Annotated in this window: 25 protein-coding genes, 1 pseudogene and 1 riboswitch; of the genes and pseudogenes, 19 read left to right on the forward strand and 7 right to left on the reverse strand. The window is 36.6% G+C overall.

Features of this window, described 5'->3' with window-relative positions; translation table 11 throughout:
* The first annotated feature begins 118 nt into the window (after positions 1 to 118).
* The 3 genes and pseudogenes from JCM12304_RS08655 to JCM12304_RS20340 all read left to right on the forward strand — a co-directional run bounded on the left by JCM12304_RS08655 (position 119) and on the right by JCM12304_RS20340 (position 2,579).
* A pseudogene (locus tag JCM12304_RS08655) lies at positions 119 to 1,605 on the forward strand (BCCT family transporter).
* A 168-nt stretch (positions 1,606 to 1,773) separates the two neighbouring features.
* Positions 1,774 to 2,415: a VLRF1 family aeRF1-type release factor gene (locus tag JCM12304_RS08660; RefSeq protein ID WP_369813151.1), complete on the forward strand. Its 642-nt coding sequence runs from the start codon at positions 1,774 to 1,776 to the stop codon at positions 2,413 to 2,415.
* Positions 2,319 to 2,579, forward strand: a complete 261-nt coding sequence (locus JCM12304_RS20340) for a VLRF1 family aeRF1-type release factor (RefSeq protein ID WP_369813152.1) — start codon at positions 2,319 to 2,321, stop codon at positions 2,577 to 2,579. Before JCM12304_RS08660 ends, JCM12304_RS20340 begins: the two co-directional genes overlap by 97 nt.
* A 48-nt stretch (positions 2,580 to 2,627) precedes the next feature.
* Here JCM12304_RS20340 and JCM12304_RS08665 read toward each other — a convergent pair whose 3' ends face one another.
* From JCM12304_RS08665 to JCM12304_RS08685, 6 genes are read right to left on the reverse strand one after another with little or no spacing between them, the layout of a single operon-like run.
* Positions 2,628 to 2,963: a fluoride efflux transporter FluC gene (locus JCM12304_RS08665; RefSeq protein ID WP_060679800.1), complete on the reverse strand. Its 336-nt coding sequence runs from the start codon at positions 2,961 to 2,963 to the stop codon at positions 2,628 to 2,630.
* Positions 2,960 to 3,346: a fluoride efflux transporter FluC gene (locus tag JCM12304_RS19040; RefSeq protein ID WP_081504620.1), complete on the reverse strand. Its 387-nt coding sequence runs from the start codon at positions 3,344 to 3,346 to the stop codon at positions 2,960 to 2,962. The genes JCM12304_RS08665 and JCM12304_RS19040 overlap by 4 nt, the downstream gene beginning before the upstream one ends.
* Entirely contained in the window at positions 3,331 to 3,744 is a 414-nt protein-coding gene (locus tag JCM12304_RS08670; protein WP_019378677.1) for a Fur family transcriptional regulator, read from the reverse strand. The genes JCM12304_RS19040 and JCM12304_RS08670 overlap by 16 nt, the downstream gene beginning before the upstream one ends.
* Positions 3,734 to 4,597 carry a metal ABC transporter permease gene (locus JCM12304_RS08675; RefSeq protein ID WP_019378676.1) on the reverse strand — a complete coding sequence of 288 codons (864 nt, stop codon included), beginning with the start codon at positions 4,595 to 4,597 and terminating at the stop codon, positions 3,734 to 3,736. The genes JCM12304_RS08670 and JCM12304_RS08675 overlap by 11 nt, the downstream gene beginning before the upstream one ends.
* Positions 4,598 to 4,613: 16 nt before the next feature.
* Complete coding sequence (locus tag JCM12304_RS08680) at positions 4,614 to 5,369, reverse strand: metal ABC transporter ATP-binding protein (RefSeq protein ID WP_060679802.1); 756 nt, start codon at positions 5,367 to 5,369, stop codon at positions 4,614 to 4,616.
* Positions 5,370 to 5,385: 16 nt separating this feature from the next.
* The gene (locus tag JCM12304_RS08685; protein ID WP_019378674.1) at positions 5,386 to 6,312 is read right to left on the reverse strand and encodes a metal ABC transporter solute-binding protein, Zn/Mn family; all 927 of its coding nucleotides are present in this window, start codon (positions 6,310 to 6,312) and stop codon (positions 5,386 to 5,388) included.
* 253 nt (positions 6,313 to 6,565) lie between these two features.
* Here JCM12304_RS08685 and JCM12304_RS08690 point away from each other — a divergent pair, with 253 nt between their 5' ends.
* The 15 genes from JCM12304_RS08690 (at position 6,566) to JCM12304_RS19570 (ending at position 21,266) form a co-directional block, all read left to right on the forward strand.
* The gene (locus JCM12304_RS08690; RefSeq protein ID WP_019378673.1) at positions 6,566 to 6,886 is read left to right on the forward strand and encodes a metal-sensing transcriptional repressor; all 321 of its coding nucleotides are present in this window, start codon (positions 6,566 to 6,568) and stop codon (positions 6,884 to 6,886) included.
* A 13-nt stretch (positions 6,887 to 6,899) separates the two neighbouring features.
* Entirely contained in the window at positions 6,900 to 9,290 is a 2,391-nt protein-coding gene (locus JCM12304_RS08695) for a heavy metal translocating P-type ATPase (protein ID WP_060679804.1), read from the forward strand.
* A gap of 27 nt (positions 9,291 to 9,317) precedes the next feature.
* Positions 9,318 to 9,524 carry a copper chaperone CopZ gene (gene copZ / locus JCM12304_RS08700; RefSeq protein WP_019378671.1) on the forward strand — a complete coding sequence of 69 codons (207 nt, stop codon included), beginning with the start codon at positions 9,318 to 9,320 and terminating at the stop codon, positions 9,522 to 9,524.
* A gap of 130 nt (positions 9,525 to 9,654) precedes the next feature.
* Complete coding sequence (locus JCM12304_RS08705; RefSeq protein WP_019378670.1) at positions 9,655 to 10,569, forward strand: proline dehydrogenase family protein; 915 nt, start codon at positions 9,655 to 9,657, stop codon at positions 10,567 to 10,569.
* A gap of 193 nt (positions 10,570 to 10,762) precedes the next feature.
* Positions 10,763 to 13,162, forward strand: a complete 2,400-nt coding sequence (locus tag JCM12304_RS08710; RefSeq protein WP_060679805.1) for a 3-hydroxyacyl-CoA dehydrogenase/enoyl-CoA hydratase family protein — start codon at positions 10,763 to 10,765, stop codon at positions 13,160 to 13,162.
* A 14-nt stretch (positions 13,163 to 13,176) separates the two neighbouring features.
* Positions 13,177 to 14,352, forward strand: coding sequence for an acetyl-CoA C-acetyltransferase (locus JCM12304_RS08715; RefSeq protein WP_060679807.1), 1,176 nt, complete (start codon positions 13,177 to 13,179; stop codon positions 14,350 to 14,352).
* A 38-nt stretch (positions 14,353 to 14,390) separates the two neighbouring features.
* Positions 14,391 to 16,175: an acyl-CoA dehydrogenase FadE gene (locus JCM12304_RS08720; protein ID WP_060679809.1), complete on the forward strand. Its 1,785-nt coding sequence runs from the start codon at positions 14,391 to 14,393 to the stop codon at positions 16,173 to 16,175.
* Between the two features lie 196 nt (positions 16,176 to 16,371).
* Positions 16,372 to 16,728 (forward strand): arsenate reductase family protein, encoded by a 357-nt coding sequence (locus tag JCM12304_RS08725; protein WP_060679811.1) that lies wholly within the window; start codon positions 16,372 to 16,374, stop codon positions 16,726 to 16,728.
* Between the two features lie 75 nt (positions 16,729 to 16,803).
* The gene (gene gcvH / locus JCM12304_RS08730; protein WP_019378665.1) at positions 16,804 to 17,187 is read left to right on the forward strand and encodes a glycine cleavage system protein GcvH; all 384 of its coding nucleotides are present in this window, start codon (positions 16,804 to 16,806) and stop codon (positions 17,185 to 17,187) included.
* 130 nt (positions 17,188 to 17,317) lie between these two features.
* Entirely contained in the window at positions 17,318 to 17,671 is a 354-nt protein-coding gene (locus tag JCM12304_RS08735; RefSeq protein ID WP_019378664.1) for a toprim domain-containing protein, read from the forward strand.
* Between the two features lie 11 nt (positions 17,672 to 17,682).
* On the forward strand, positions 17,683 to 17,997 hold the full coding sequence (locus JCM12304_RS08740; RefSeq protein WP_060679813.1) for a thioredoxin family protein: 315 nt from the start codon (positions 17,683 to 17,685) through the stop codon (positions 17,995 to 17,997).
* Between the two features lie 72 nt (positions 17,998 to 18,069).
* Positions 18,070 to 18,180: riboswitch (SAM riboswitch) on the forward strand.
* Between the two features lie 172 nt (positions 18,181 to 18,352).
* Positions 18,353 to 19,387 (forward strand): methionine ABC transporter ATP-binding protein, encoded by a 1,035-nt coding sequence (locus JCM12304_RS08745; protein WP_019378662.1) that lies wholly within the window; start codon positions 18,353 to 18,355, stop codon positions 19,385 to 19,387.
* On the forward strand, positions 19,377 to 20,045 hold the full coding sequence (locus JCM12304_RS08750; RefSeq protein ID WP_019378661.1) for a methionine ABC transporter permease: 669 nt from the start codon (positions 19,377 to 19,379) through the stop codon (positions 20,043 to 20,045). The genes JCM12304_RS08745 and JCM12304_RS08750 overlap by 11 nt, the downstream gene beginning before the upstream one ends.
* 27 nt (positions 20,046 to 20,072) lie before the next feature.
* Complete coding sequence (locus tag JCM12304_RS08755) at positions 20,073 to 20,894, forward strand: MetQ/NlpA family ABC transporter substrate-binding protein (protein ID WP_060679815.1); 822 nt, start codon at positions 20,073 to 20,075, stop codon at positions 20,892 to 20,894.
* 201 nt (positions 20,895 to 21,095) lie between these two features.
* Positions 21,096 to 21,266, forward strand: a complete 171-nt coding sequence (locus JCM12304_RS19570) for a YuzK family famiily protein (protein ID WP_019378659.1) — start codon at positions 21,096 to 21,098, stop codon at positions 21,264 to 21,266.
* Positions 21,267 to 21,400: 134 nt separating this feature from the next.
* Here the strand turns inward: JCM12304_RS19570 and JCM12304_RS19575 are convergent, their stop codons facing one another.
* A complete protein-coding gene (locus JCM12304_RS19575; protein WP_172675275.1) occupies positions 21,401 to 21,556 on the reverse strand; it encodes a hypothetical protein in 156 nt (51 codons plus the stop codon).
* A gap of 664 nt (positions 21,557 to 22,220) precedes the next feature.
* Here JCM12304_RS19575 and sufC point away from each other — a divergent pair.
* Positions 22,221 to 23,006 carry a Fe-S cluster assembly ATPase SufC gene (gene sufC, locus JCM12304_RS08760; RefSeq protein ID WP_019378657.1) on the forward strand — a complete coding sequence of 262 codons (786 nt, stop codon included), beginning with the start codon at positions 22,221 to 22,223 and terminating at the stop codon, positions 23,004 to 23,006.
* The last annotated feature ends 13 nt before the right edge of the window (positions 23,007 to 23,019 follow it).

Consider the following 23,019-nt stretch of genomic DNA (forward strand, 5'->3'; position numbering starts at 1 on the left):
TGTAAGAAGAAATAAAGCGTTTCATTTTTTCTTGCCGGGGTACTTATAATACATATATGTAAACGGATCTATATTTACAGTTTACATTACATAAAAAAATCAATGGAAAGGATCTGTTATGAACACAAAAAAAACATTTAAAAATCCCGTACTTTATGTATCCGCAATCATCGTTTTATTGCTTGTTATTATTGGAGCAATTTTGCCAGATAAATTTGGTTCTGTTGCAAATAAGCTCTTTACATTCACGACCAGTTCATTTGGCTGGTTTTACCTCTTAGCTGTTTTTATCTTTATTATATTTCTTGTTGGTCTAGCATTCAGTAAATATGGTAAAGTCCGTTTAGGGCCAGTCAATTCACGGCCAGAATACTCCTTTTTCACCTGGATTGGTATGCTTTTCTCAGCAGGCTTTGGAGCGGGCCTGGTATTCTGGGGCGTAGCTGAGCCAATGAGTCATTTTTTTGAAACACCATTTCCTTCTATAGAAGCCCAAACCGAAGAAGCTGCAAGAACTGCAATGGGGTATGCTTTCTTCCATTGGGGGGTAAGCCAGTGGTCAGTCTTTGCTGTGGTTGGCTTGGTTATTGCCTATCTTCAATTTAAAAAAGAGAAAAAAGGCTTAATTTCTACAGCGATTCAGCCGGTGGTCGGTAAAAATAAAGCATTAGGTGGAACAATAGACTCTTTAGCAGTTATTGCTACAGTAATGGGTGTTGCTACATCTCTTGGATTAGGAATACTACAAATGAATGGAGGATTAAAGTCTGTTTTTAACCTTCCAAATTCAATCGTGGTACAAGTAGCAATAGCTGGTGTTATGCTAGTAACTTACCTTTTATCCTCCAGTACAGGTCTTAATAAAGGTATTAAATGGCTAAGTAACTTAAATCTTGGCCTATGCCTTTTGTTGCTGATTTTCGTATTTTTTGCTGGACCAACTGTATTTATTTTAGATACGTTTGTACTTGGTCTCGGAGATTATTTTACAAACTTTATACAATACAGTCTTCGGCTAACCCCATATTCAGAAGATACTTGGTACGTGATTGGACTATATTTTATTGGGCATGGTCTACAGCGTGGTCACCTTTTGTGGGTGCTTTTGTTGCAAGAGTATCTAAAGGTAGAACTATACGAGAGTTCGTTTTTGGTGTATTGGTTGTACCTCCGGCAATTGCTTGTTTATGGATTGCTGCATTTGGAGGAACAGCGATTCATAGCGATTTATTTAATGGTACTCAGATAGCTGAAGCTGTTAATGGGGATATTGCTGTTGCTTTATTTGAAACGTTTGGGAATCTCCCAATGACAACAATACTCTCTCTCTTGTCTATCTTTTTAATCTTTACATTTTTAGTTACCTCTGCAGATTCAGCTACCTATATCCTGGGAAGTATGACCTCCAGAGGAAGCTTGAATCCAGCTTTAATAGTAAAAATTATCTGGGGTGTGCTAATAACAGCTATTGCTGTAGTATTACTGCTTGCAGGTGGGTTAAATGCTTTGCAGACAGCCTCATTAATTTCAGCGTTGCCATTTACTATTATTTTGTTAATTATAGTTGTTTCATTTTTAAAAATGATTAAGAAAGATATAAAGTAGCAAATGACAAAAAGAAATAGATTTAGTTCCTGGTGAATTGGTAAATCGCGCAATTTAATAAGCTAAAATTTCATTTTTAACTACATTATTCTTTTGTTCGTATGTTTAAGGAAAGTTAATAAAGGTTAAATATTATTAACTATAGAAAACAAAGGAGTGCCTGAGCATATGGATTTAACAAAAGAAATTAAAGAATTGGAAAATATAAGAAGAAGTGATTCAAATAAGGTTTTTACGATGTACTTAAATACAGATCCCTCTGATCCTGAACAGCAAGGTGGAGAGTGGAAAATCCATTACAAAAATGGCATGCGTAATTTCGAAAGCTATTTAAAAGAGGATGAAGATAAAGAAGAACTTAAAAACTTTCAATTAGTTAAACAGAAAGTGGATAAATTTATAAAAGGAAATGAACAGAAATTCCTCCGCGGAGTAGTTATTATAGCTACTGCTGATGAGGAAGTATGGTTTGCAGACCGTGTTCAAATGCGTTTGAAGACAGAGTTTTTCTGGCAGGAAACTCCTGAGCTAGGGCAAATTAAAAAATTGGAAGAAAGTTATCCTAAAACAGGAATTGTACTGGTTCAACAAAATGAAGTAAAGGTTATAGAATCATATCTCAATGAAATTGAAGAAATTTATTCATACGAACTAAACATGGATACGGATGATTGGAGACAAAAAGTAGGTCCACGAAAAGCAAATGCTTCTTCATGGCGCCAGGAGCTACAAACGCACAAAAAGATAATTTCGCAGCTAGATATGAAGCAAATAAGCAGCGTTGGTACAAAAAAATTGCTCCAAAATTAGACAAAGCTGCTAAGGATAAAGAGTGGGAGAAGATAGTGATTGTAGGAGAGTCGGATCCTTCTCAAGAATTAAAGCAACAAATGAATAAACAAGTAGACGAAGTAATTCAAAAGAATATGCTTGATCATGAAGAATCAAAAGTTCTTGCAGAAGTATTCGGATAAGTAAAAAACAGCTTGGATATCCAAGCTGTTTTTTACTGCGGTATAAACTTAAAAAATGTAATAAACTGCTAGTAAAGGTATAGTTAATGAAAAAAAGATATAGATCGTTGCTTTGCCAAACTCTTTTTGTAAAATATAATTAAGCGTCTCATTCCCGAACGTAGAGAAAGTAGTATAGGCCCCACAGAACCCGATGCCTAAAAATAGCCATACCAATTCACCAATTACCTCATTATAATGCCACTTATACAGGAAGGCAAGCAGGATTGCCCCAGATAGGTTTGCGATCCATGTGCCAATTGTATGTTTATTAAATAAGATAGAAATAGAAAACCGACAAATAGAGCCTAAGAAGCCTCCAGCAGCAACACAAAGTATACTCATGTAGCAACCTTCCTTCGATTAGCTAATTTAAAACCGGCATAACAGCAGAGTAAGCCGCCTACCAAACTGCTCACAATATACAAGAAGGTTGTAGTTGACGAGTTTAGATTAGCCGCTTCCACCACGAAAGTCGAATATGTGGTAAAGGAACCAAGAACCCCTGTTGTTAAGCCTGTCATTAGATCAGGAGAGAGTAAATTTCTTCTATTTCCAATGTTTAATAAGAAACTTAATAAAAAACACCCTAACAGATTGACAGTAAGGGTAGATAAAGGAAAACCAGGTGAAATAAGTATTAGAGAAATGAAGTACCTTAATGTGGATCCAATCATTCCTCCAATTCCAATTATCAAAAGTAGATTAATGCTTATGCGGGTTTGCATAGTGGACACAATCCATAGATTTCAAATTTATGGTCTTCAATTTCGTAATTTGCTAATGCTTGCTTTACTTCACCCATAGGACATACATCTATTTCTTTAGTTTTTCCACAATCTTTACATATAAAGTGGTGATGATGATGATGTGTACACGTGAAACGGAATTGCTTTTCACCGTTAAGCTCTGTTGCTTCCAAAATACCTATCTTTGTATACAAATGTAAGTTTCTGTAAATGGTATCAAAACTAATGCCCTTATAACGTTTTTCAAGCTTTTGTATTAAGTCCTTTGCTGTCCGATACCCATCTGCTTGTTGAAAAAACTCTAAAATTTCTCTTCTTTTACCCGTAGCTTTATATCCATGCTCCTTTAATCGTTTCATTGCATCATTAATATCCATTTATGTTCACCTGCTTTCTGATCCTGTTAATTTTAAATTTCTTAATTCCGATGGATAGCAGTAGTATAACAATTGATATTACAACAATAGTACCTCCAGGTGGGATGCTGAAGTAATAGCCTGATATTAACCCCATAATAACAGCTAATTCACCAAAAGCAATAGACAAAAACATCATTTGTTTAAAGCCTTTAGCTAATCGCATGCTGGCTGCTACCGGTAAAGTCATTAGTGCAGAAACGAGCAACACACCGACAATACGAATAGATGCGGCTATAACAAGTGCGGTTAATATAATAAAAAGAAAATGAATTGGTTTTGAATGAATACCTGAGATTTTCGCATGTTCTTCATCAAATGAAAGAGTAAATAACTCCTTGTAAAATAGGCCAACCAATAAAAGGACAATGACACTAATTGTCAGGATAGAGTACAAGTCTTTTACGCTCACTGCAGATACAGAACCAAAGAGATAATTAAATAGATCTGTATTAAAACCGTTTGCAAGTGAAATGAAAATGACACTTAGCCCAACCCCGCCAGACAGTATAATCGGGATCGCAAGCTCCTGATAAGCCTTATAAACCCCGCGCAGCTTTTCAATGAAAATAGAACCAATCACGGAGAACGCCATTCCACTATAAATAGGTGTAATAAAGGTTATGGCGAATTTTTTTTCAATAAATAAACCAAATGCTATCCCAGCTAGAGTAACGTGAGAGAGCGCGTCGGCTATTAAAGACAGCCGCCTTACAACAACAAAAGTTCCAAGTAAGGGGGCGATGATTCCAATTAGTAAACCGGTCAAAAATGTATTTCTCAAAAAGTCATATTCTAAAAAATCTGCTAACATTTAGCTTCCTCCAACTTTAATGATCATGTACAACTATATTTACAGGATGTCCATAAATAGTTGATAAATCTTTTTCCGACAAGGACGTATACGTTTGTGGGTCTCCATGAAAATGCAAGGTTCTATTTAAACATACAATATCAGTAGCATGTTCCGTCATTGTCCCGGTATCATGTGTGACCAATAATAAAGTTATATTTTGTTCTCTGTTTAAACGATGAAGTAATTCATAAAAACGCTTTACGTTTTCTGCATCAACCCCAACTGTAGGCTCGTCCAAGATCAATAATTCTGGTTCATTAACAAGGGATCTTGCAATAAAAATCCGCTGCTGCTGACCTCCTGAAAGGTTACCGATATTTTGGTAAGCAAATTCCAGCATACCTACCTGTTCAATGGCTTCAAGTATCTTTTGTTTATGCTTTGCTTTAAAAAATTTTAAGTAACCAATTTTTGCTGTTAATCCCATTGAAACAACTTCAAATACTGTTGCTGGGAAGCCTTTGTTAAATGCATTTGCTTTTTGTGAAACAAAGCCAATTTTGTTCCAGTCTCGGAATGTATCTATATTTTTACCTAATAGCTGAATATTTCCACTATCCGGTCTTATTAATCCTAATATAATTTTAATTAAAGTTGTTTTACCTCCACCATTTGGTCCCACTAAACCCATGAAAGAGCCCTTGGGTATTTCAAGGTTTACATTTTCCAATACATTTTTCCGCTCATATGCATAACTAATATTATTCATACTAACAACCGTTTCTGTCATATCTAACCCTCTATTCTTACTTTGTAATCTGATTAAGTACTTTCAAATTTTGCTTCATAATTGTTAAATAGTTTTCGTCATTTTTAATATCAGTATCTGTTAATACAGCTAAATTATGAATGGTAACAGCTTCAGCTCCAAGCTGCTTTTGAATAATTTCAGTTACCCTGTTCGATGAATTTTGTTCAAAAACAATATAGTTAATATCAAATTTTTTTGCTTGGTCAATAATCTGTGTTAATTCTTTTTGGGATGGTTCATCATTTGAAGATAAACCATTTATTGCAATCTGTTTAATCCCATAGCGATCTTCCCAGTAAGAATAAGCAGCATGAGATACCATGATTTGTTTATCCTGCTTGTTTTCCAGCTTTTCTGTATAGAGTTTATCCAATTCCATTAATTCCTGTTTTAACGTGTTGAAATTTTCGGTGAAGTATTTTTCCGAGCTCGGTTGTAATTTGATTAATTCATCTTTAATTAGTTCAGTCATCTTGATCATTCTCTGTGGGTCAAGCCATATGTGAGGGTTGTGGTCACCATGGTGATGCCCATCGTCATGTGTGTGCTCTTGTCTTTGCTCTGTGTGGAATAACTCTTCATGATTACCAAGCTCTACTAATTCAACCTCTTGTTTTGCAAGAGCATCTGCAGCTTTTTCAGCAAATGCCTCCATGCCTGCACCTAAAAAAATAAATGCATTACTTTCAGCTAGGCTTGTCATTGTCTTGGAGGTAGGTTCATAGGTATGTGCGTCTACCCCTGGAGGGTAAATTGTATTTGTATTCACACGATCTCCGCCAATTTGTTCAATTGCAAATTGGATAGGATAAATGGAAGCATAAATAGTTAACTGATCATCTGCATTCTCTTTTTGCTGGGAACATGCCACTGTCCCTATGCTTAATAAGATAATAATTATTGCTAAGAAAAATTGTTTCATTGTTTGATTCCTTCCATTCTCTGTTTTGTACTTGAATAGCTCGTTCAATTATTACTTACAAAGTCAAAAAAGCTACATTATTAAAGACCTCAGTTTAAGTTTCTTTAATTATAATACCGTAATGGTTACGCTTTGTAAACAGTAATGATTACGTATGAGAACAGAAAACAACCTAGTGATTCATACAAAATAAAATTAGTAAAGCTAAAATATTGACAATAAATACTATAGGGGGGTATTGTATAGTTAAGATATGAAAGGATGTGTAACATTGGATAATAATTTATATGAACATCCCATTCGACCAAGGTCTGAAGATGAAAAATCTGCAGTCATTAATCGCCTGAAAAGAATAGAGGGGCAGGTGCGGGGAATTCAAAAGATGATCGAAGAAGACCGGTATTGTATTGATGTACTCGTCCAAATCAATGCTATTCAAGCAGCGCTTAAAAAAGTAGGTTTTTCAATAACAGAACGGCATACAAAACACTGTGTGAGTCATGCTATTAAAGAGGGAGAAGGAAATGAAGCAATTGAAGAATTAATGGAGGTCCTAAAGCATTTCTCCAAGTAGGGAGGTTAACAAAATGGATAATAAAACGCAAACAAGTGTCGGTGTGACGGGAATGACATGTGCTGCGTGTTCATCGCGAATAGAAAAGGTACTTAATAAAATGGATGGCGTGGAAGCTAATGTCAACCTATCTACGGAAAAGGCTAATGTACAATATGATCCTGCTAAGGTAAAAATGGGTGATATTACTTCAAGAATTGAAAAACTTGGTTACGGAGTAGAAATGAAGAAATCCGATTTCCATGTAAGGGGAATGACATGTGCTGCATGCTCCTCGAGAATAGAAAAAGTATTAAATAAACAGGAAGGTATTAAACAGGCAAATGTAAATCTTACTACCGAAAATGCTTCTGTAGAGTATAATCCCGCCATTTATAAAGAAGAGGATATCATTAAGCAGATTCAAAAGTTGGGGTATGATGCTAAGGTAAAAGTAAATAACCAAGAGAAAAAAACAGAAAAAGGAAAGCAAATAAAAAGAATGAAAGTTAAGCTGGTTATTTCTGCATTATTATCTCTTCCATTATTACTAACCATGTTTGACCATTTGTTGGGTTTATCTCTTCCGGCTATATTGATGAATCCTTGGTTCCAGCTCGTTTTGGCAGCGCCAATTCAATTTATTATCGGGTGGCAATTCTATGTTGGAGCATATAAAAATTTACGTAACCGTAGTGCTAATATGGATGTATTAGTTGCATTAGGTACAAGTGCTGCTTTCTTCTATAGTTTATATGAAGCATTTAAATCGGGATACATTTCAGGATATGAACCACATTTGTATTTTGAAACGAGTGCCATTTTAATCACCCTTATTCTATTCGGTAAATATTTGGAAACGAACGCAAAGTCCAAAACAACTACTGCTATATCAAAGCTCTTGAATCTCCAAGCAAAGCAGGCAAGACTTATAGAAGAAGGTACGGAGAAGATGATACCTATAGAAGAAGTACGTGTGGGGGATGTTATTCGTGTGAAGCCTGGTGAAAAAATACCTGTAGACGGTATTGTATTGAGAGGGAGAACTTCTGTAGATGAATCTATGATCACTGGAGAATCTATTCCAATTGAAAAAGATGCTCAATCTGCAGTTATCGGGGCTACAATGAATAAGAACGGATCAATTGACATGGAAGCAACAAAGGTAGGGCAAGATACTGCATTAGCTTCTATTGTTAAGGCGGTGGAAGATGCTCAAGGTTCAAAAGCACCAATCCAAAGGTTAGCAGATGTTATTTCTGGTTACTTTGTTCCAATAGTGGTTGGGATTGCCATTTTAACATTTTTAGCTTGGTTTATTTTTGTAGATGCTGGTAATTTTGAATCATCATTAGTTGCTGCAATTGCCGTGCTTGTAATTGCTTGTCCTTGCGCGCTGGGTCTGGCTACCCCAACTTCAATTATGGTAGGTACCGGTAAGGCTGCGGAGAATGGCATTTTGTTTAAGGGGGGCGAGCATCTTGAGCGTACACATCAACTAAATGCGATTATTTTCGATAAAACCGGAACCATAACAAAAGGAAGGCCAGAAGTAACTGATTTTACTGGCACACATGAGACACTGCAACTGTTAGCAAGTGCAGAAAATAATTCGGAGCACCCGTTGGCAGATGCTATTGTAGCATATGCTTTGGAAGAGGAAATACATTTAGAGGATCCTGATGAATTTCGTGCTGTACCTGGTCATGGTATTGAAGCGCAAATTGGAGAGAACAATATTATTGTAGGTACTAGAATGTTAATGATAAATCATCAAATTGATATTTCTAATGTAGAAGATCAAGTAAGGGCATATGAAGCTGCAGGTAAAACAGCGATGTTTATAGCTGTAAATAATCACTATTCCGGCCTGATAGCTGTTGCTGATACTGTAAAAGAAACTGCAAAAGAGGCAATTAATCAATTAGTTGATCAAAATATAGAAGTATATATGCTTACAGGAGATAATACACGTACAGCGGAAGCAATTGCACTTCAAGTCGGCATAAAAAAAGAAAATGTAATTGCAGAGGTTTTACCACAAGAAAAATCGGATAAAGTAAAAGACATCCAACTTCAAGGCAAAAAAGTAGCTATGGTCGGTGACGGTATTAATGACGCACCAGCTTTAGCCATTGCTGATATTGGTATTGCTATTGGAACAGGGACTGAAGTTGCAATTGAAGCAGCAGATGTTACCATTCTAAGGGGAGAACTTTTGCTTATTCCTAAAGCAATAAAACTAAGCCATAAAACAATTAAAAATATACGTCAAAACTTATTCTGGGCGTTAGCTTATAATAGCGCCGGAATCCCTATTGCTGCTGCAGGTTTCCTAGCACCATGGGTTGCCGGAGCTGCTATGGCTTTTAGTTCTGTAAGTGTTGTGTCCAACTCACTTCGGTTGAAGCGAGTTAAGATATAAAAAAATTATTCGAAAGGGGTTCAAATCATGCAAACAACATTAGATGTAAGAGGTATGACATGTGGACATTGTGAGCAAGCTGTCAAAAATGCTTTGGAAGAATTATCTGGAGTAACTGGTGTGGAAGTACACCTTAATACTGGAAAAGTAGATGTTACGTATGATAATGCGCAAGTAACGATTGCTAAAATGCGTGAAGCTATAGAAGAGCAAGGGTATGACGTAGTAGTATAAAAATAACTGGTTTCCGAGTGCGGAAACCAGTTTTCCATTTATTTTAATAAAAAGATATTTATTTTCAGAAAAAAATGCTAGAATAATAGTTAATAAATGTACTATATTTTTTATTTGGGGGTAAGATAGCATGGAACAACTTATGCGTAACTTCTTTTTATTTTTATCAAAAAATAAAACGCTTACAAAAGCAGCGAAAAATTATGGGCTTCGTTTTGGGGCCGCAAGATTTGTTGCCGGAATTGACATTGAACATGCAGCGAGAAAAATAAATAATCTAAATGAAGAAGGCTTTGCTGTGACAGTAGACCATCTTGGAGAGTTTATCGACAATGAACAGGAAGCGAGAGAATCTGCTGCTGAATGTATACATGCCATTACGGTAATAGGTAATAAAAAATTAGATTCAGAGGTTTCTTTAAAAATGACCTCCATGGGTCTTGATATATCTAGAGAACTTGTGATGGAGAACATGAGAAAAATTTTGGATACTGCCAGAGAATATAATGTAACTGTTACGATAGATATGGAAGACCATACGCGCTGTGGTAAAACGCTTGAAATTTTCAAAGAACTAAGAAAAGAATATGACAATGTGGGGACCGTATTGCAAGCTTATTTGTATCGTACAGAAGAAGATCTTCAAGATTTAAGCACATATGAACCATATCTGCGAATAGTTAAAGGCGCTTACAAAGAGCCGCAAGAAGTGGCTTTTCCAAAGAAAAAGGATGTAGACGAGAACTATAAAAAATTAATTAAACAAAATTTAAAGAATGGCCACTACACGGCTATTGGAACACATGATGAAGATATTATATATTATGTAAAACGGCTGGAGCAGCTTGAAGATATTTCACGTGATCAATTTGAGTTTCAAATGCTTTATGGCATTCGGTTAGATCTTCAACAACGTTTGCGTATGGAGGGATATAAAGTACGTGTTTATCTACCTTATGGAAATGATTGGTATGGTTATAACATGAGACGGCTTGCAGAGCGACCAGCAAACGTACTATTCGTATTAAAAGGGGTAGTAAAATAAAAGTTTAAGATAAATGATATGTGGTCAATATGATGTTGATCACATATCTAAATATAATTAATATTTTTTAACTTATTTATTGCGAAATGTCAGAAAGTATTTTATAGTAGTAATAGATGGATAGGGAGCTATCTTTTTATTTTCGCAATAAAATGAATGAGTATTCATTCAAAATGAGAATGGGGGACAAAAGATGAAGCAATCAATCAGGCGTGCCGCGGTATTAGGGTCAGGCGTAATGGGTTCGGGAATTGCTGCTCACTTGGCTAACTTAGGTATTCCGACAATTATGCTTGATATCGTTCCACGTGAGTTAACAAAAAAAGAGCTGGAGAAAGGATTTAGTTTAGAGGATCCTGCTGTACGAAACAGGATGGCAGCCGAAAGCAAACAAGCTCTTTTAAAGCAAAAACCATCACCAATTACTTCTAAGAAAACGTTAGATCTAATAGAAGTTGGTAATATGGACGATGATATGGAGAAATTGGCGGAAGCAGATTGGATTATTGAAGTAGTTGTTGAAAATCTGGAAGTGAAGAAAAAAGTATTTTCTAAAGTAGATAAATATCGAAAAGAAGGTTCTATTGTAAGCTCAAATACATCTGGAATTTCAGTAGAAGCGATGGCAGAAGAACGATCAGAAGATTTTCGTAAACATTTCATGGGAACACACTTTTTTAACCCTCCAAGATATTTAAAGTTATTGGAGATCATTCCAACAAAAGATACAGATAAAGAAGTACTTCAGTTTATGAAGAAATTTGCAGAAAATGTACTTGGTAAAGGCGTAGTGGAAGCAAAGGACACACCTAACTTTATTGCAAACAGGATAGGGACCTATGGTTTGCTTGTGACAGTAAGAGAAATGTTAAAAGGCGGCTATCGTGTTGGAGAAGTAGATTCAGTTACCGGTCCAATGATTGGCAGACCGAAAAGCGCTACCTTCAGAACCTTGGATGTAGTTGGGTTGGATACTTTTATTCATGTTGCTAAAAATGTATATGATCAAGTTGAAGGACCAGAAAAAGAAGTATTTGATGTACCGGAATTCATGACAGAAATGCATGAAAAGGGCTGGCTCGGTGCTAAAAGCGGGCAAGGATTTTTCCTTAAGAAAAAAGAAAAGAGTGGCAGCACTATATATGAACTAAATCCGGAAACATTGGAGTATGAAGAAAGACAGAAATTAAAAACCGCAGCTACTGAAATGGCTAAACAAGAAAAAGGAACGACGAATAAATTGAAAGCGCTTGTATCATCAAAGGGCGATAGAGCAGGCGATCTTGTATGGTCTATATTAAAGCCAGTACTGCTTTATTCAGCGGAATTACTAGGTGAAATCGCGGATGATATCGTTTCTATTGATGAGGCAATGAAGTGGGGATTTGGATGGGAAATTGGTCCTTTCGAGACATGGGATGCTATTGGTGTGGAAAAATCCATTAAGCGTATGCAAGAGGAAGACGAAAGGATACCGGCTTGGGTAATGAAGTTCCTTGAAGATGGCAATACATCTTTTTATAGGAAAGAAGATGGGAAGGTCTATTATTATGACCAAGGAGAGTACAAAAAGCAGAAGTTTAATAAAAAAGAAATTAATCTTCAATTAATTAAAGAAACAAAAGGGGTCATTAAAAAGAATACGGGTGCAAGTTTAATAGATTTAGGAGATGGAGTCTTAGGGTTGGAATTCCACTCACAGAGCAATGCTATCGGTCTTGACATAATCCAAATGATGAATTATGCCATTGAAGAAACAGACAGAAATTATGAGGGCCTTGTTATCGGTAATCAAGGTAAAAATTTCTGTGTAGGTGCCAACCTGGGTATGATGCTGATGGAAGCACAGGATGATAACTTCTTTGAACTGGAAATGGTCGTACGTCAATTCCAAAATATGGCGATGTCTATAAAATATGCAAACAAACCAGTTATCGCTGCCCCATTTAATATGACATTAGGGGGAGGAGCAGAAGTTTCCTTACCAGCGGCAGCTATTCAAGCAGCTCCGGAAACGTATATGGGGCTCGTTGAATTCGGTGTTGGTTTAATTCCTGGCGGTGGTGGTACAAAAGAGCTTTATCTTAAAGAGTTGCGTAATATACCTGACGGGGTAGATTTTGATCTTTCAAAAGTTGCTAATGATGTATTTGAAAAAGTAGCGACAGCTAAAGTATCTACTTCTGCAGAAGAAGCAAGAGAGAATGGCTTCTTAAATTATAATGATGCGATAAGTAAAAACGCTGATCATCTATTGCATGATGCAAAAGAGAAGGTGTTATCTTTTGCGAAAGCAGGCTACCAAGCACCAAAACGAGAGAAGGTACCAGTAGTCGGTGATTCTGGTTATGCTGCTATGTTATTAGGAGCGAAAAACTTGCAATTAAGCGGATATGCTTCTGATCATGATGTGAAAATTGCTGAGAAACTGGCATTTGTACTATCAGGGGGAAGAATTAAAGAAGGTACTTTACTAGACGAGCAGGTCATGTTGGATTTGGAAAGAGAAGCATTTCTTAGTTTAATAGGAGAACCATTAACACAAGCAAGAATGCAGCACATGTTATTAAAAGGAAAGCCATTACGAAATTAAAAGGGGGAAGGAATGTGAAGGAAGCAGTTATTGTTGCAGGAGCTAGAACCCCTGTAGGAAAAGCAAAAAAAGGATCACTCAAAAATAGTCGGCCAGATGATTTAGCAGCCTTAACGATAAAAGAAACATTAAAGCGTGCAGGTAATTATGAAGGAACAATTGATGATGTAATTATTGGATGCGCTATGCCTGAAGCTGAACAAGGAATGAATATGGCCCGTAATATAGCTGGTCTTGCGGGCTTGAAGCAAGATGTCCCCGGCATCACGATCAACCGTTATTGTTCATCAGGATTACAAAGCATCGCATTTGCTGCTGAACGTATTATGGTAGGGTCAAGTGACACCATTATAGCTGGTGGAGCAGAATCTATGAGTCTGATTCCAATGGGTGGTCATGTTATCAAGCCTAATTCCAAGCTTGTTCAGGATGCGCCTGGTTACTATATGGGGATGGGACATACGGCTGAAGAAGTAGCGAACCGTTTTGGAATATCACGTACTGACCAAGATATGTTTGCTGCTCAAAGTCATGAACGTGCAGCCAAAGCAATCCAAGAAGGTAAATTTACTGAAGAGATTGTTCCTGTAGAAATTACAGAGCGAGTGATTGGAAAAAATAATAAAGTAGAAGAAAAGAAATTCACATTTGAAATGGATGAGGGTGTGCGTGTAGGAACCACTACAGAGGTATTGGCAAAACTTCGCCCTGCTTTCCATGTGAAAGGATCAGTGACAGCTGGGAATTCGTCGCAAATGAGTGATGGCGCTGCATCTGTGTTGGTTATGGATAAGGAAAAAGCGTTGGCAGAAGGATTAGTACCACTTGTGAAATTCCGGTCCTTTGCTGTAGCTGGTGTTGAACCTGAGATTATGGGAGTCGGCCCTGTTGAGGCTATTCCTAAAGCATTAAAAATTGCTGGGTTACAACTAGCAGATATCGGTCTGTTTGAACTGAACGAAGCATTTGCTTCCCAATCTTTACGTGTTATCGAAGCATTGGATTTAGATATTGCAAAGGTAAATGTAAATGGTGGAGCCATCGCCCTTGGTCATCCACTTGGTATGACAGGAACAAAGCTAACGTTAAGCTTGATTAATGAGATGAAGAGACAGCAGGTTCAATTTGGTGTAGTAACAATGTGCATTGGTGGCGGTATGGGCGCTGCAGGGGTATTTGAACTCGTATAGGATAAAAAATATTCTAAAATGGAGAGGGTCGATTTAATATGGGTGAAACAAAAGAAAGACTTTTCAAAGGTGGCGCATTTTTAGTTGAGGATTTAAGAGGGGAAGATGTAATAACACCAGAAGATTTTACAGAAGAGCATAAAATGATCGCAAAAACAACGGAGGATTTTGTGATTGGAGAGGTTTTGCCTAAGATAGATAACCTAGAGAATCATGAATTTGAACATTCTGTTGATTTGTTGAAAAAAGCGGGGGATTTAGGCTTATTAGGTGCAGATGTACCTGAAGAATATGGTGGATTAGCTTTAGATAAAATAAGCTCCTCATTAATTACTGAAAAATTTTCAAGAGCCGGAGGTTTTTCTGTAACACATGGAGCGCATGTAGGTATCGGTTCTTTACCAATTGTCTTTTTTGGGAATGATCAACAGAAAGAAAAATATTTGCCTAAACTAGCAACTGGTGAATTGTTGGCAGCATATGCTTTAACTGAACCAAGTTCAGGTTCAGATGCTTTAGGCGCAAAGACTACCGCAAAGCTTAATGAGGCAGGTACGCACTATGTTTTAAATGGTGAAAAACAGTGGATTACGAACTCTGCTTTTGCTGATGTATTTATTGTGTATGCAAAAATAGATGGTGAGCACTTTAGCGCGTTTATTGTAGAAAGAGAATTCCCTGGAGTATCAACCGGCCCAGAGGAAAAGAAAATGGGGATTAAGAGTTCTTCTACACGCACATTAATTTTAGAGGATGCAGAAGTCCCTGTTGATAATTTATTAGGTGAAAAAGGTCGCGGACATATCATTGCATTTAATATTCTAAACGTTGGACGTTATAAGCTTGCAATTGGAGGAGTTGGCGGTTCAAAACGTGCAATAGAAGTGGCTACAAAGTATGTTAAAGAAAGAAAGCAATTTGGTACGCCAATCGCCAGTTTTTCTTTAACAAAGGAGAAATTAGCTACTATGGCTGCTAAAACTTATGCGAATGAAAGTGCTGTGTATCGTACTGTGGGTTTATTTGAACAGCGGATGGGGGCACTAAGTGATGAACAACTAAAGGATGGGCGTGAGGTTGCGCGAGCCATTGCTGAATATCAAATTGAGTGTTCTATGAATAAATATACAGCAACGGAGTGTCTGGATTACGTTGTGGATGAAGCTGTTCAGTTGCACGGTGGTTATGGATTTATGGAAGAATATGAAGTAGCGCGGATGTATCGCGATTCAAGAATCAATCGCATTTTCGAAGGAACTAATGAAATAAATAGATTTATCGTACCTGGTACTCTATTGAAAAAAGCGATGAAAGGTGAACTGCCATTACTTCAAAAAGCACAAAGCTTACAAGAGGAACTTATGATGATGATGCCAGAGGAAGTTGGTATTGAACCATTGGAGCAAGAGAAGCATCTATTAAAAAATGCTAAAAAAATGGTATTGCTTGGTGCAGGGTTAGCAGCTCAAAAGTATATGAAAAAGCTTGATCAGGAACAGGAAATCCTAGTTAATCTGGCTGATATGACTGCTGAAGTTTATAATATGGAAGCTGCTATTCTTCGAACTGAAAAAGCAATAGAAAAATCAGGGGCAGAAAAGAATAAACAAAAACTTCTTTATACACAGGTTTATGTTCAAGAAGCATTTAACAAAATTGAGGCAGATGCTAAAGAAACATTAATTGCTGTAGAATCAGGAGACACATTACGTATGATGCTTTCTTCATTAAGAAAGTTAACTCGTCACACCCCGACAAATGTCATTGAAAAGAAACGTGAAATTGCAGCTAAAATAATTGAAGAAGAAAAATATACAGTCTAATATTTTACTGGAAATCCTACCGATTACTCGCGGTGGGATTTTTTTATTCCTTTGTAGGAGGCGTGAAAAGTAGTTAATTAGTTAACATACACCACATAATCCATATTCTTAAAACCAGAACTAAGCATTACTTTTCTTACTATATAATCAAATTTGATATACTCTTAATAGTATACATAAGAAAGGAAGATGTGTGATGGCGGTAACGTTTTATTGGTACCCAAACTGTAGTACGTGTAAAAAAGCAAAAAAATGGTTGGATGATCATAGCATTTCTTACGAACCTATACATATTGTGGAGAACCCACCCACTAAGGGAGAAATAGAAGAGTTAATTGATAAGAGCGATTTACCTGCAAAGAAATTTTTTAACACTAGTGGAATGAAATATCGGGAATTAAATATGAAAGAAAAGATTAAAGATGCAACCGTTTCTCAGATGGCAGAATGGCTGGCATCTGATGGTATGTTAATCAAGCGGCCGATTGTAACGGATGGTCAAAAGGTAACAGTAGGGTATAAAGAAGAATCGTTTAACGAAAATTGGTTATAAAATAAGATAAAACACTAGAAAAAAATGATTATAACTTGTATAGTTAAATTGGAATTATCTAATGGAGGGATAGCAATGAACTTACCAAAAGATCTTTTATATTCAGAAGAACATGAATGGGTAAAAAAAGAAGATAATAAAGTCCGTATTGGGATTACTGACTTCGCTCAAGATGAACTGGGAGATATTGTTTTTGTAGAATTACCAGAAGTTGGCGAAGAAATTGAGTTAGACGAGCCATTTGGTAGTGTGGAATCAGTTAAAACTGTTTCTGAGCTTTATGCACCAATCAGTGGTAAAGTTGTAGAGGTCAATGAAGAACTTGAAGATAGCCCTGAATTTGTAAACGAATCTCCATACGAAAAAGCATGGATGATCGTTGTTGAACCATCCAACAATGATGAAATGGATGACCTTTTATCAAGCGATAAATATGAGGAATTCATTAAAGAAGACTAATTATAAATAAATTCAATTTAACTGGGCTGGCATATAACTTTTAAAAAGGTTGTATAGCCAGCCTTGTTTTCATCATATAATGAATTATGTAGACCATATTGCTTGAATTCCTGAGAGGTGTTGTGTAATCATGGCTCATGAATCTGAAAAGGTAATTATTGTGGAAGGATTAACAGACAAAAAGCAAATAAACAAAGTAATCACAGATGATGTTACAATTATTTGTACAAATGGAACCCTTGGGGTCGAGAGGTTCGATGAACTTCTGGAAACATATCATTTGGATTATAAAGACGTGTTTATTTTTGTTGATGAGGATCGTTCCGGCTGGAAGCTCAGAAAACAACTAGCGCGGGAACTACCGCACGCCGAGCACATTTATGTAAGTAGTGAATATCGTGAAGTTGCAACAACCCCGGAACATATTTTGGCAGCAGCTTTGTTAAATAAACGGATAGCTGTAAACCCAATGTTCCTTCTTTAGAAGGTGATTTTTTGCAGGAAATTAAGACAGATCAATTAGAGCAGTCTGAGTATTTACTTTATATTTATACCCCCTTTTGCGGTACCTGCTCAATAGCCAAAGGGATGCTTGAAAAGATTGAAACTGTTCATAAGGAGAATCTTTTTCTCACTATGAATGCTTCTTTACACCCTGAATTTATGCTTGAAAATGAGGTGGAGAGTGTACCTTGCTTATTAATTAAGCAAAAAAATGAAATTAAAGAAAAAGTGTATGCATTTAAGTCAATCGGTAATCTTTACACGTATCTATTGGAATATAAACCAGAATTGTTCTTATCGACTTGATTATATAAACGATTGACAATATGTCAGGCGCATGATACTATTTGTCTATTAAATTTAAACTTAATAACGTGACTCTTATCTAGAGCGGTGGAGGGACTGGCCCTGTGAAACCGCGGCAACCTTCAAACATTTCTGTTTGAAAGGTGCTAACTCCAGCAAAGTGAAAGCTTTGGAAGATGAGAGAACGAAATGACAATAACTAACGTCTTTCTGTTCTCTTGCAGAAAGACGTTTTTAATTTTGTAGGTGTATAAATTATAAAGCTTTTACAATTATTCTGAGCCCCCTTATTTTGATGTAGAAACAATCTTTTAGGGTAAAATAGGCTTGTTGTAGTTTATGAGGAGGATTAAGCGTGATTTCGATAAAGGGTTTAAGCAAAATTTTTAACACAGATGCACATAATCAAGTGACAGCAGTTGATAATATAACCCTGACCATTAATGAAGGTGATATTTTTGGATTTATTGGTTATAGTGGAGCGGGAAAAAGTACATTTGTACGCTTGTTGAATCGCTTGGAAGAACCAACGGAAGGCCAAATAACAATTAATAACCAGGAAATTAGTTCCTTGAAAACAAAAGGACTTCGATTAGCTCGTCAGGAAATTGGGATGATATTTCAACATTTTAATCTATTATGGTCTCGAACGGTAAAAGAGAACATTACGTTTCCTTTAGAAATTTCAGGTGTGCCTAAAACTGAGCGAGATGACAGAGTACAGGAATTAATTAATTTGGTTGGTTTAGCAGGTAAAGAAAATGCATATCCTTCTCAACTAAGCGGAGGACAGAAACAGCGTGTAGGTATAGCCCGGGCATTGGCAAACAAACCAAAAGTTTTGCTTTGTGATGAAGCTACATCTGCTCTGGACCCTGAAACTACAAATTCAATTCTGGATTTATTAGTGGACATTAATAATAAACTTGGCTTGACCATTATCTTGATAACTCACGAGATGCATGTTATACGCAAAATTTGTAATCGAGTTGCTGTAATGGAGAGTGGCAAGATTGTTGAGCAAGGAAACGTCCTGGATGTCTTTTTAAAACCAAAACAAGATGTTACACGAAAATTTGTAGAACAGGTAATGGGTAGTAATGAAGAGGAAGAAGATTTGCAGCAACTTATCCAGTCATACAAACACGGGACAATTATACGATTGCATTTTGTTGGAGAAACTACTAATCAAGCCCTGATCAGTCAAGTTGCTAAAAAATTTAATATAGACATTAACATATTACAGGGTAAAATCACACAGACACAGGCAGGGGCTTATGGTTCACTATTTGTACAAATGGATGGTGACCAGACTGAAATAAAACAAGCTATTCAGTATATCGAAAAAGAAACCTCTGTAGAATTGGAGGTTGTACAGCATGTTAACTGATTTATTCCCGAATATTAATTTGGAAGATTTTTGGGTCGCCACTTATGAAACTTTTTATATGACAATCATTGCTTTAATTGGAACGTTTATTCTTGGTATATTACTTGGGTTACTTTTATATCTAACAACAAAAAATGGAATATGGCAAAATAAGTTTGTTCACTTTGTTGTAGCTGCGTTTGTAAATATATTTAGAGCTATCCCTTTCATTATTCTTATACTATTGTTATTTCCATTCACTAATTTTCTCATGGGTACGATTCGGGGACCAAATGGCGCATTGCCTGCCTTAATTATTGGAGCAGCTCCTTTTTACGGAAGATTAGTAGAAATTGCATTGAGAGAAGTAGATAAAGGTGTTGTGGAAGCAGCCAAAGCAATGGGAGCTAAAACTAGCACAATTATTTTCAAGGTATTACTGCCTGAGTCAATGCCTGCTCTTATTTCAGGATTAACAGTAACGGCAATTGCCTTAATAGGTTATACAGCAATGGCCGGAGCAATTGGGGCTGGTGGTTTGGGAAGCTATGCATATTATTCCGGGTTCCAGCGTCGTGACTTCGATATTGTATTGATTTGTTCCATTATCATTGTAATTATTGTATTTATTTTCCAATTTATTGGAGACTATATCGCTAACAAGCTGGATAAGAGATAAATTCAAATTAATCAGGAGGAACTTAACATGAATAAATTTATTGCTTTTGTATCATTATTATTGGCACTTGTTTTAGCAGCATGTGGTGGGGAGGACAAAGCTTCAGATGAAAATACAATTAAAGTAGGAGCATCGAGTGTGCCCCATGCTGAAATATTAGAAGAGGCAAAACCTTTACTTAAAGAAGAAGGCATTACATTGGAAATAGAACAATATGAGGACTATGTATTACCTAATGATGATTTGGCAAACGGAGATTTAGATGCGAATTACTTTCAGCATATACCTTATTTAGAACAGACTATAGAAGATACAGGCTATGAACTGGATTATATTGATGGTATACACATTGAACCAATGGGAGCTTACTCAAAAGGAATTAAGAGTACGAAGGAAATACCTGATGGTACTGAGGTTATTATGAGCAATTCTGTTTCTGATCGTGGCCGTGTACTCGCATTGTTTGAAAAAGAGGGTTTAATTAAATTGGATAAGAATGTGAAAAAAGCTGAGGCTACAGTAGATGACATTGTAGAAAACCCTAAAAATTTGAAGTTCACACCAGATTATGATCCAGCTTTATTGCCGGAACTATATGAAACAGAAGAGAATGCCCTTGTGGTTATTAATACAAACTATGCAATTGGGGCAGAACTGAATCCTACAGAAGATGCCTTATTTATTGAGGACGAAAAGTCACCATATGTGAATGTGATTGCAGTCCAAGCTGAAGATAAAGATAATAAAGCACTAAATAAATTGGTTGAAGTTCTTCATTCCAAAGAGATCCAGGACTATATATTGGAAAAATATGATGGTGCAGTTGTCCCAGTGGGAAGCAATGAGTAAATACTGAGCATTTAACAGTATATGCTTGAAATAAGCGAAATGTTTATGTAGGGGATGCACATACTGAATATTACCACGTCATATGGAGTTAAATGCTTACTCATACGTTTATAAGCTCATTGAAGCGGGAATTGTCCTTGTGTTACGATAAGTAACGTAAACAAACCGAAAGGATGATTCACTATTAATAGTGGAATAAGTATGAATTACACTCCTGAAATGGAGAAAGCAATGCAACAATCCCATAAAATTGGGTATGCAGAGTATGAACGTAAGTTGGAAAATCGTCTCGCAGTAGAAAAAAGAAGAGAACGTGAATATGAACAATGCAAACAGCTGAAAGCGGACTTAGAAAGCCAAATACAGAGATAAATAGAGAATTAATTGTACCGGTGTCTTTGTGGGCATCGGTATTGCTATGTTTTAAGAAAGGGCACTATATTAGGTAGAAGTATTAGATTAGTTCGGGAAATAGATAAAATGTAAACTAACTTTTGGTATTTAAGTTACGTATGAAAAATATCTTTGTTGTTGGAAAGCTCACTGAAATATTGAAGAGGTAAGCCCCATTGAATTCCGTTGCATGCGGACGCTTTCACACCTCCGTGTACAAGTGCGAAATCTGCTCGTAATCTCGCAGTGTCTTCTTTGCCGCCCGGCATGAGTCGCCTCCCTACACTCCAATCAATTAGTATATGCTACTTATTAATTAAAGGCATTTAATAGCAGAAAAAATAGACCTTAGCGAAGGAAAAATACGGAGACTTCTGGGGGAGATGAGGCATAGGTGAGAGCCCGGAATGCGTTATAGTGGCTGGAAGGCTAAAGTCGCGACATCCTGGGGCTGCGCATACTCGCCCCATCGAAAACCTTTGTCGCAACGCCTTCATGACTAACATCGTGTTGGCCCGAGGCTCATCAGCCGCCCCCGAAAAGCGCAGTGTTTTTCCGTAGCGGTGTTATTTAGCCGATTTTAGTGATGTGATTTTATAAAACCCCTTTACAGTCAACCAAGTTAGTCACAGTTCACTCCAACTCTGAGAATAATTGGAACGTGTGTTGAGTGACATTGTAATAACATAATGTAAGGTTAAAAAATATCCTCATCCATTATACTTAGAAACGGTAAAGAAAAATGAATTTAACTGAAACCAAAATGACAATCCTTAAGCTTAGAAGAATAAAGTTTTAATCCTTATAAACCATACAACCTAAAAGAGTTGATAATACATTCGAAATGATTTAAGATTGTAATGAGAATAAATTGAGAATGGATATCTTATCTATTCAAATATAATTAAATTACTAGTAACTGGAGGTATAGATATGGCAGGGTCAACGTTAGAAATCAAGAATCTACATGTGTCAATCGAAGGTAAAGAGATATTAAAAGGTGTAAACCTTACAATAAAAGGTGGAGAATTCCATGCTGTTATGGGACCAAACGGTACTGGTAAATCCACACTTGCTTCTGCAATTATGGGTCATCCTAAATATGAAATTACAGATGGGTCTGTCCACCTTGATGGAGAAGACGTTCTTGAAATGGAAGTAGATGAGCGTGCGCGTGCAGGTTTGTTCCTTGGAATGCAGTATCCAAGTGAAATTAGCGGAGTAACCACATCTGATTTCCTACGTTCTTCTATTAATGCTCGTCGCGAAGAAGGAGACGAAATCTCATTAATGAAATTCATTAAAGAAATGGACAGTGTGCTTGATTTTCTAGAAATAGATAAAAATATGGCACAACGTTATCTGAACGAAGGATTCTCAGGTGGGGAGAAAAAACGTAACGAGATTCTTCAATTAATGTTGTTAAAACCAGAAATCGCTATTTTGGATGAGATTGATTCTGGGTTGGATATCGATGCATTAAAAGTTGTTTCTAAAGGAATTAATAAGTTACGTGATGATAATTTCGGTTGTTTAATCATTACCCACTACCAACGTTTGCTAAACTATATTACACCTGACCATGTTCATGTAATGATGCAAGGTCGTGTCGTTAAATCAGGAGGACCGGAGCTTGCTCAACGTCTTGAAGCAGAAGGTTATGATTGGATTAAGGAAGAACTAGGAATTGAAGACGAAACTGTAGGGCAAAACGCGTAGAAGTAAGGAGGGG

The organism is Virgibacillus halodenitrificans JCM 12304, from assembly GCF_001310895.1.
Taxonomy (GTDB): domain Bacteria; phylum Bacillota; class Bacilli; order Bacillales; family Amphibacillaceae; genus Virgibacillus_Q; species Virgibacillus_Q halodenitrificans.

Excerpts from the sequence above, each read along its gene's own strand:
- JCM12304_RS08660 (WP_369813151.1), top strand. The coding sequence starts at position 1,774 with ATGGATTTAACAAAAGAAATTAAAGAATTGGAAAATATAAGAAGAAGT.
- JCM12304_RS20340 (WP_369813152.1), top strand. The coding sequence starts at position 2,319 with ATGGCGCCAGGAGCTACAAACGCACAAAAAGATAATTTCGCAGCTAGA.
- JCM12304_RS08665 (WP_060679800.1), bottom strand. The coding sequence starts at position 2,963 with ATGAGTATACTTTGTGTTGCTGCTGGAGGCTTCTTAGGCTCTATTTGT.
- JCM12304_RS19040 (WP_081504620.1), bottom strand. The coding sequence starts at position 3,346 with ATGCAAACCCGCATAAGCATTAATCTACTTTTGATAATTGGAATTGGA.
- JCM12304_RS08670 (WP_019378677.1), bottom strand. The coding sequence starts at position 3,744 with ATGGATATTAATGATGCAATGAAACGATTAAAGGAGCATGGATATAAA.
- JCM12304_RS08675 (WP_019378676.1), bottom strand. The coding sequence starts at position 4,597 with ATGTTAGCAGATTTTTTAGAATATGACTTTTTGAGAAATACATTTTTG.
- JCM12304_RS08680 (WP_060679802.1), bottom strand. The coding sequence starts at position 5,369 with ATGACAGAAACGGTTGTTAGTATGAATAATATTAGTTATGCATATGAG.
- JCM12304_RS08685 (WP_019378674.1), bottom strand. The coding sequence starts at position 6,312 with ATGAAACAATTTTTCTTAGCAATAATTATTATCTTATTAAGCATAGGG.
- JCM12304_RS08690 (WP_019378673.1), top strand. The coding sequence starts at position 6,566 with ATGAAAGGATGTGTAACATTGGATAATAATTTATATGAACATCCCATT.
- JCM12304_RS08695 (WP_060679804.1), top strand. The coding sequence starts at position 6,900 with ATGGATAATAAAACGCAAACAAGTGTCGGTGTGACGGGAATGACATGT.
- copZ (WP_019378671.1), top strand. The coding sequence starts at position 9,318 with ATGCAAACAACATTAGATGTAAGAGGTATGACATGTGGACATTGTGAG.
- JCM12304_RS08705 (WP_019378670.1), top strand. The coding sequence starts at position 9,655 with ATGGAACAACTTATGCGTAACTTCTTTTTATTTTTATCAAAAAATAAA.
- JCM12304_RS08710 (WP_060679805.1), top strand. The coding sequence starts at position 10,763 with ATGAAGCAATCAATCAGGCGTGCCGCGGTATTAGGGTCAGGCGTAATG.
- JCM12304_RS08720 (WP_060679809.1), top strand. The coding sequence starts at position 14,391 with ATGGGTGAAACAAAAGAAAGACTTTTCAAAGGTGGCGCATTTTTAGTT.
- JCM12304_RS08725 (WP_060679811.1), top strand. The coding sequence starts at position 16,372 with ATGGCGGTAACGTTTTATTGGTACCCAAACTGTAGTACGTGTAAAAAA.
- gcvH (WP_019378665.1), top strand. The coding sequence starts at position 16,804 with ATGAACTTACCAAAAGATCTTTTATATTCAGAAGAACATGAATGGGTA.
- JCM12304_RS08735 (WP_019378664.1), top strand. The coding sequence starts at position 17,318 with ATGGCTCATGAATCTGAAAAGGTAATTATTGTGGAAGGATTAACAGAC.
- JCM12304_RS08750 (WP_019378661.1), top strand. The coding sequence starts at position 19,377 with ATGTTAACTGATTTATTCCCGAATATTAATTTGGAAGATTTTTGGGTC.
- JCM12304_RS08755 (WP_060679815.1), top strand. The coding sequence starts at position 20,073 with ATGAATAAATTTATTGCTTTTGTATCATTATTATTGGCACTTGTTTTA.
- JCM12304_RS19570 (WP_019378659.1), top strand. The coding sequence starts at position 21,096 with ATGAATTACACTCCTGAAATGGAGAAAGCAATGCAACAATCCCATAAA.
- JCM12304_RS19575 (WP_172675275.1), bottom strand. The coding sequence starts at position 21,556 with ATGCCGGGCGGCAAAGAAGACACTGCGAGATTACGAGCAGATTTCGCA.
- sufC (WP_019378657.1), top strand. The coding sequence starts at position 22,221 with ATGGCAGGGTCAACGTTAGAAATCAAGAATCTACATGTGTCAATCGAA.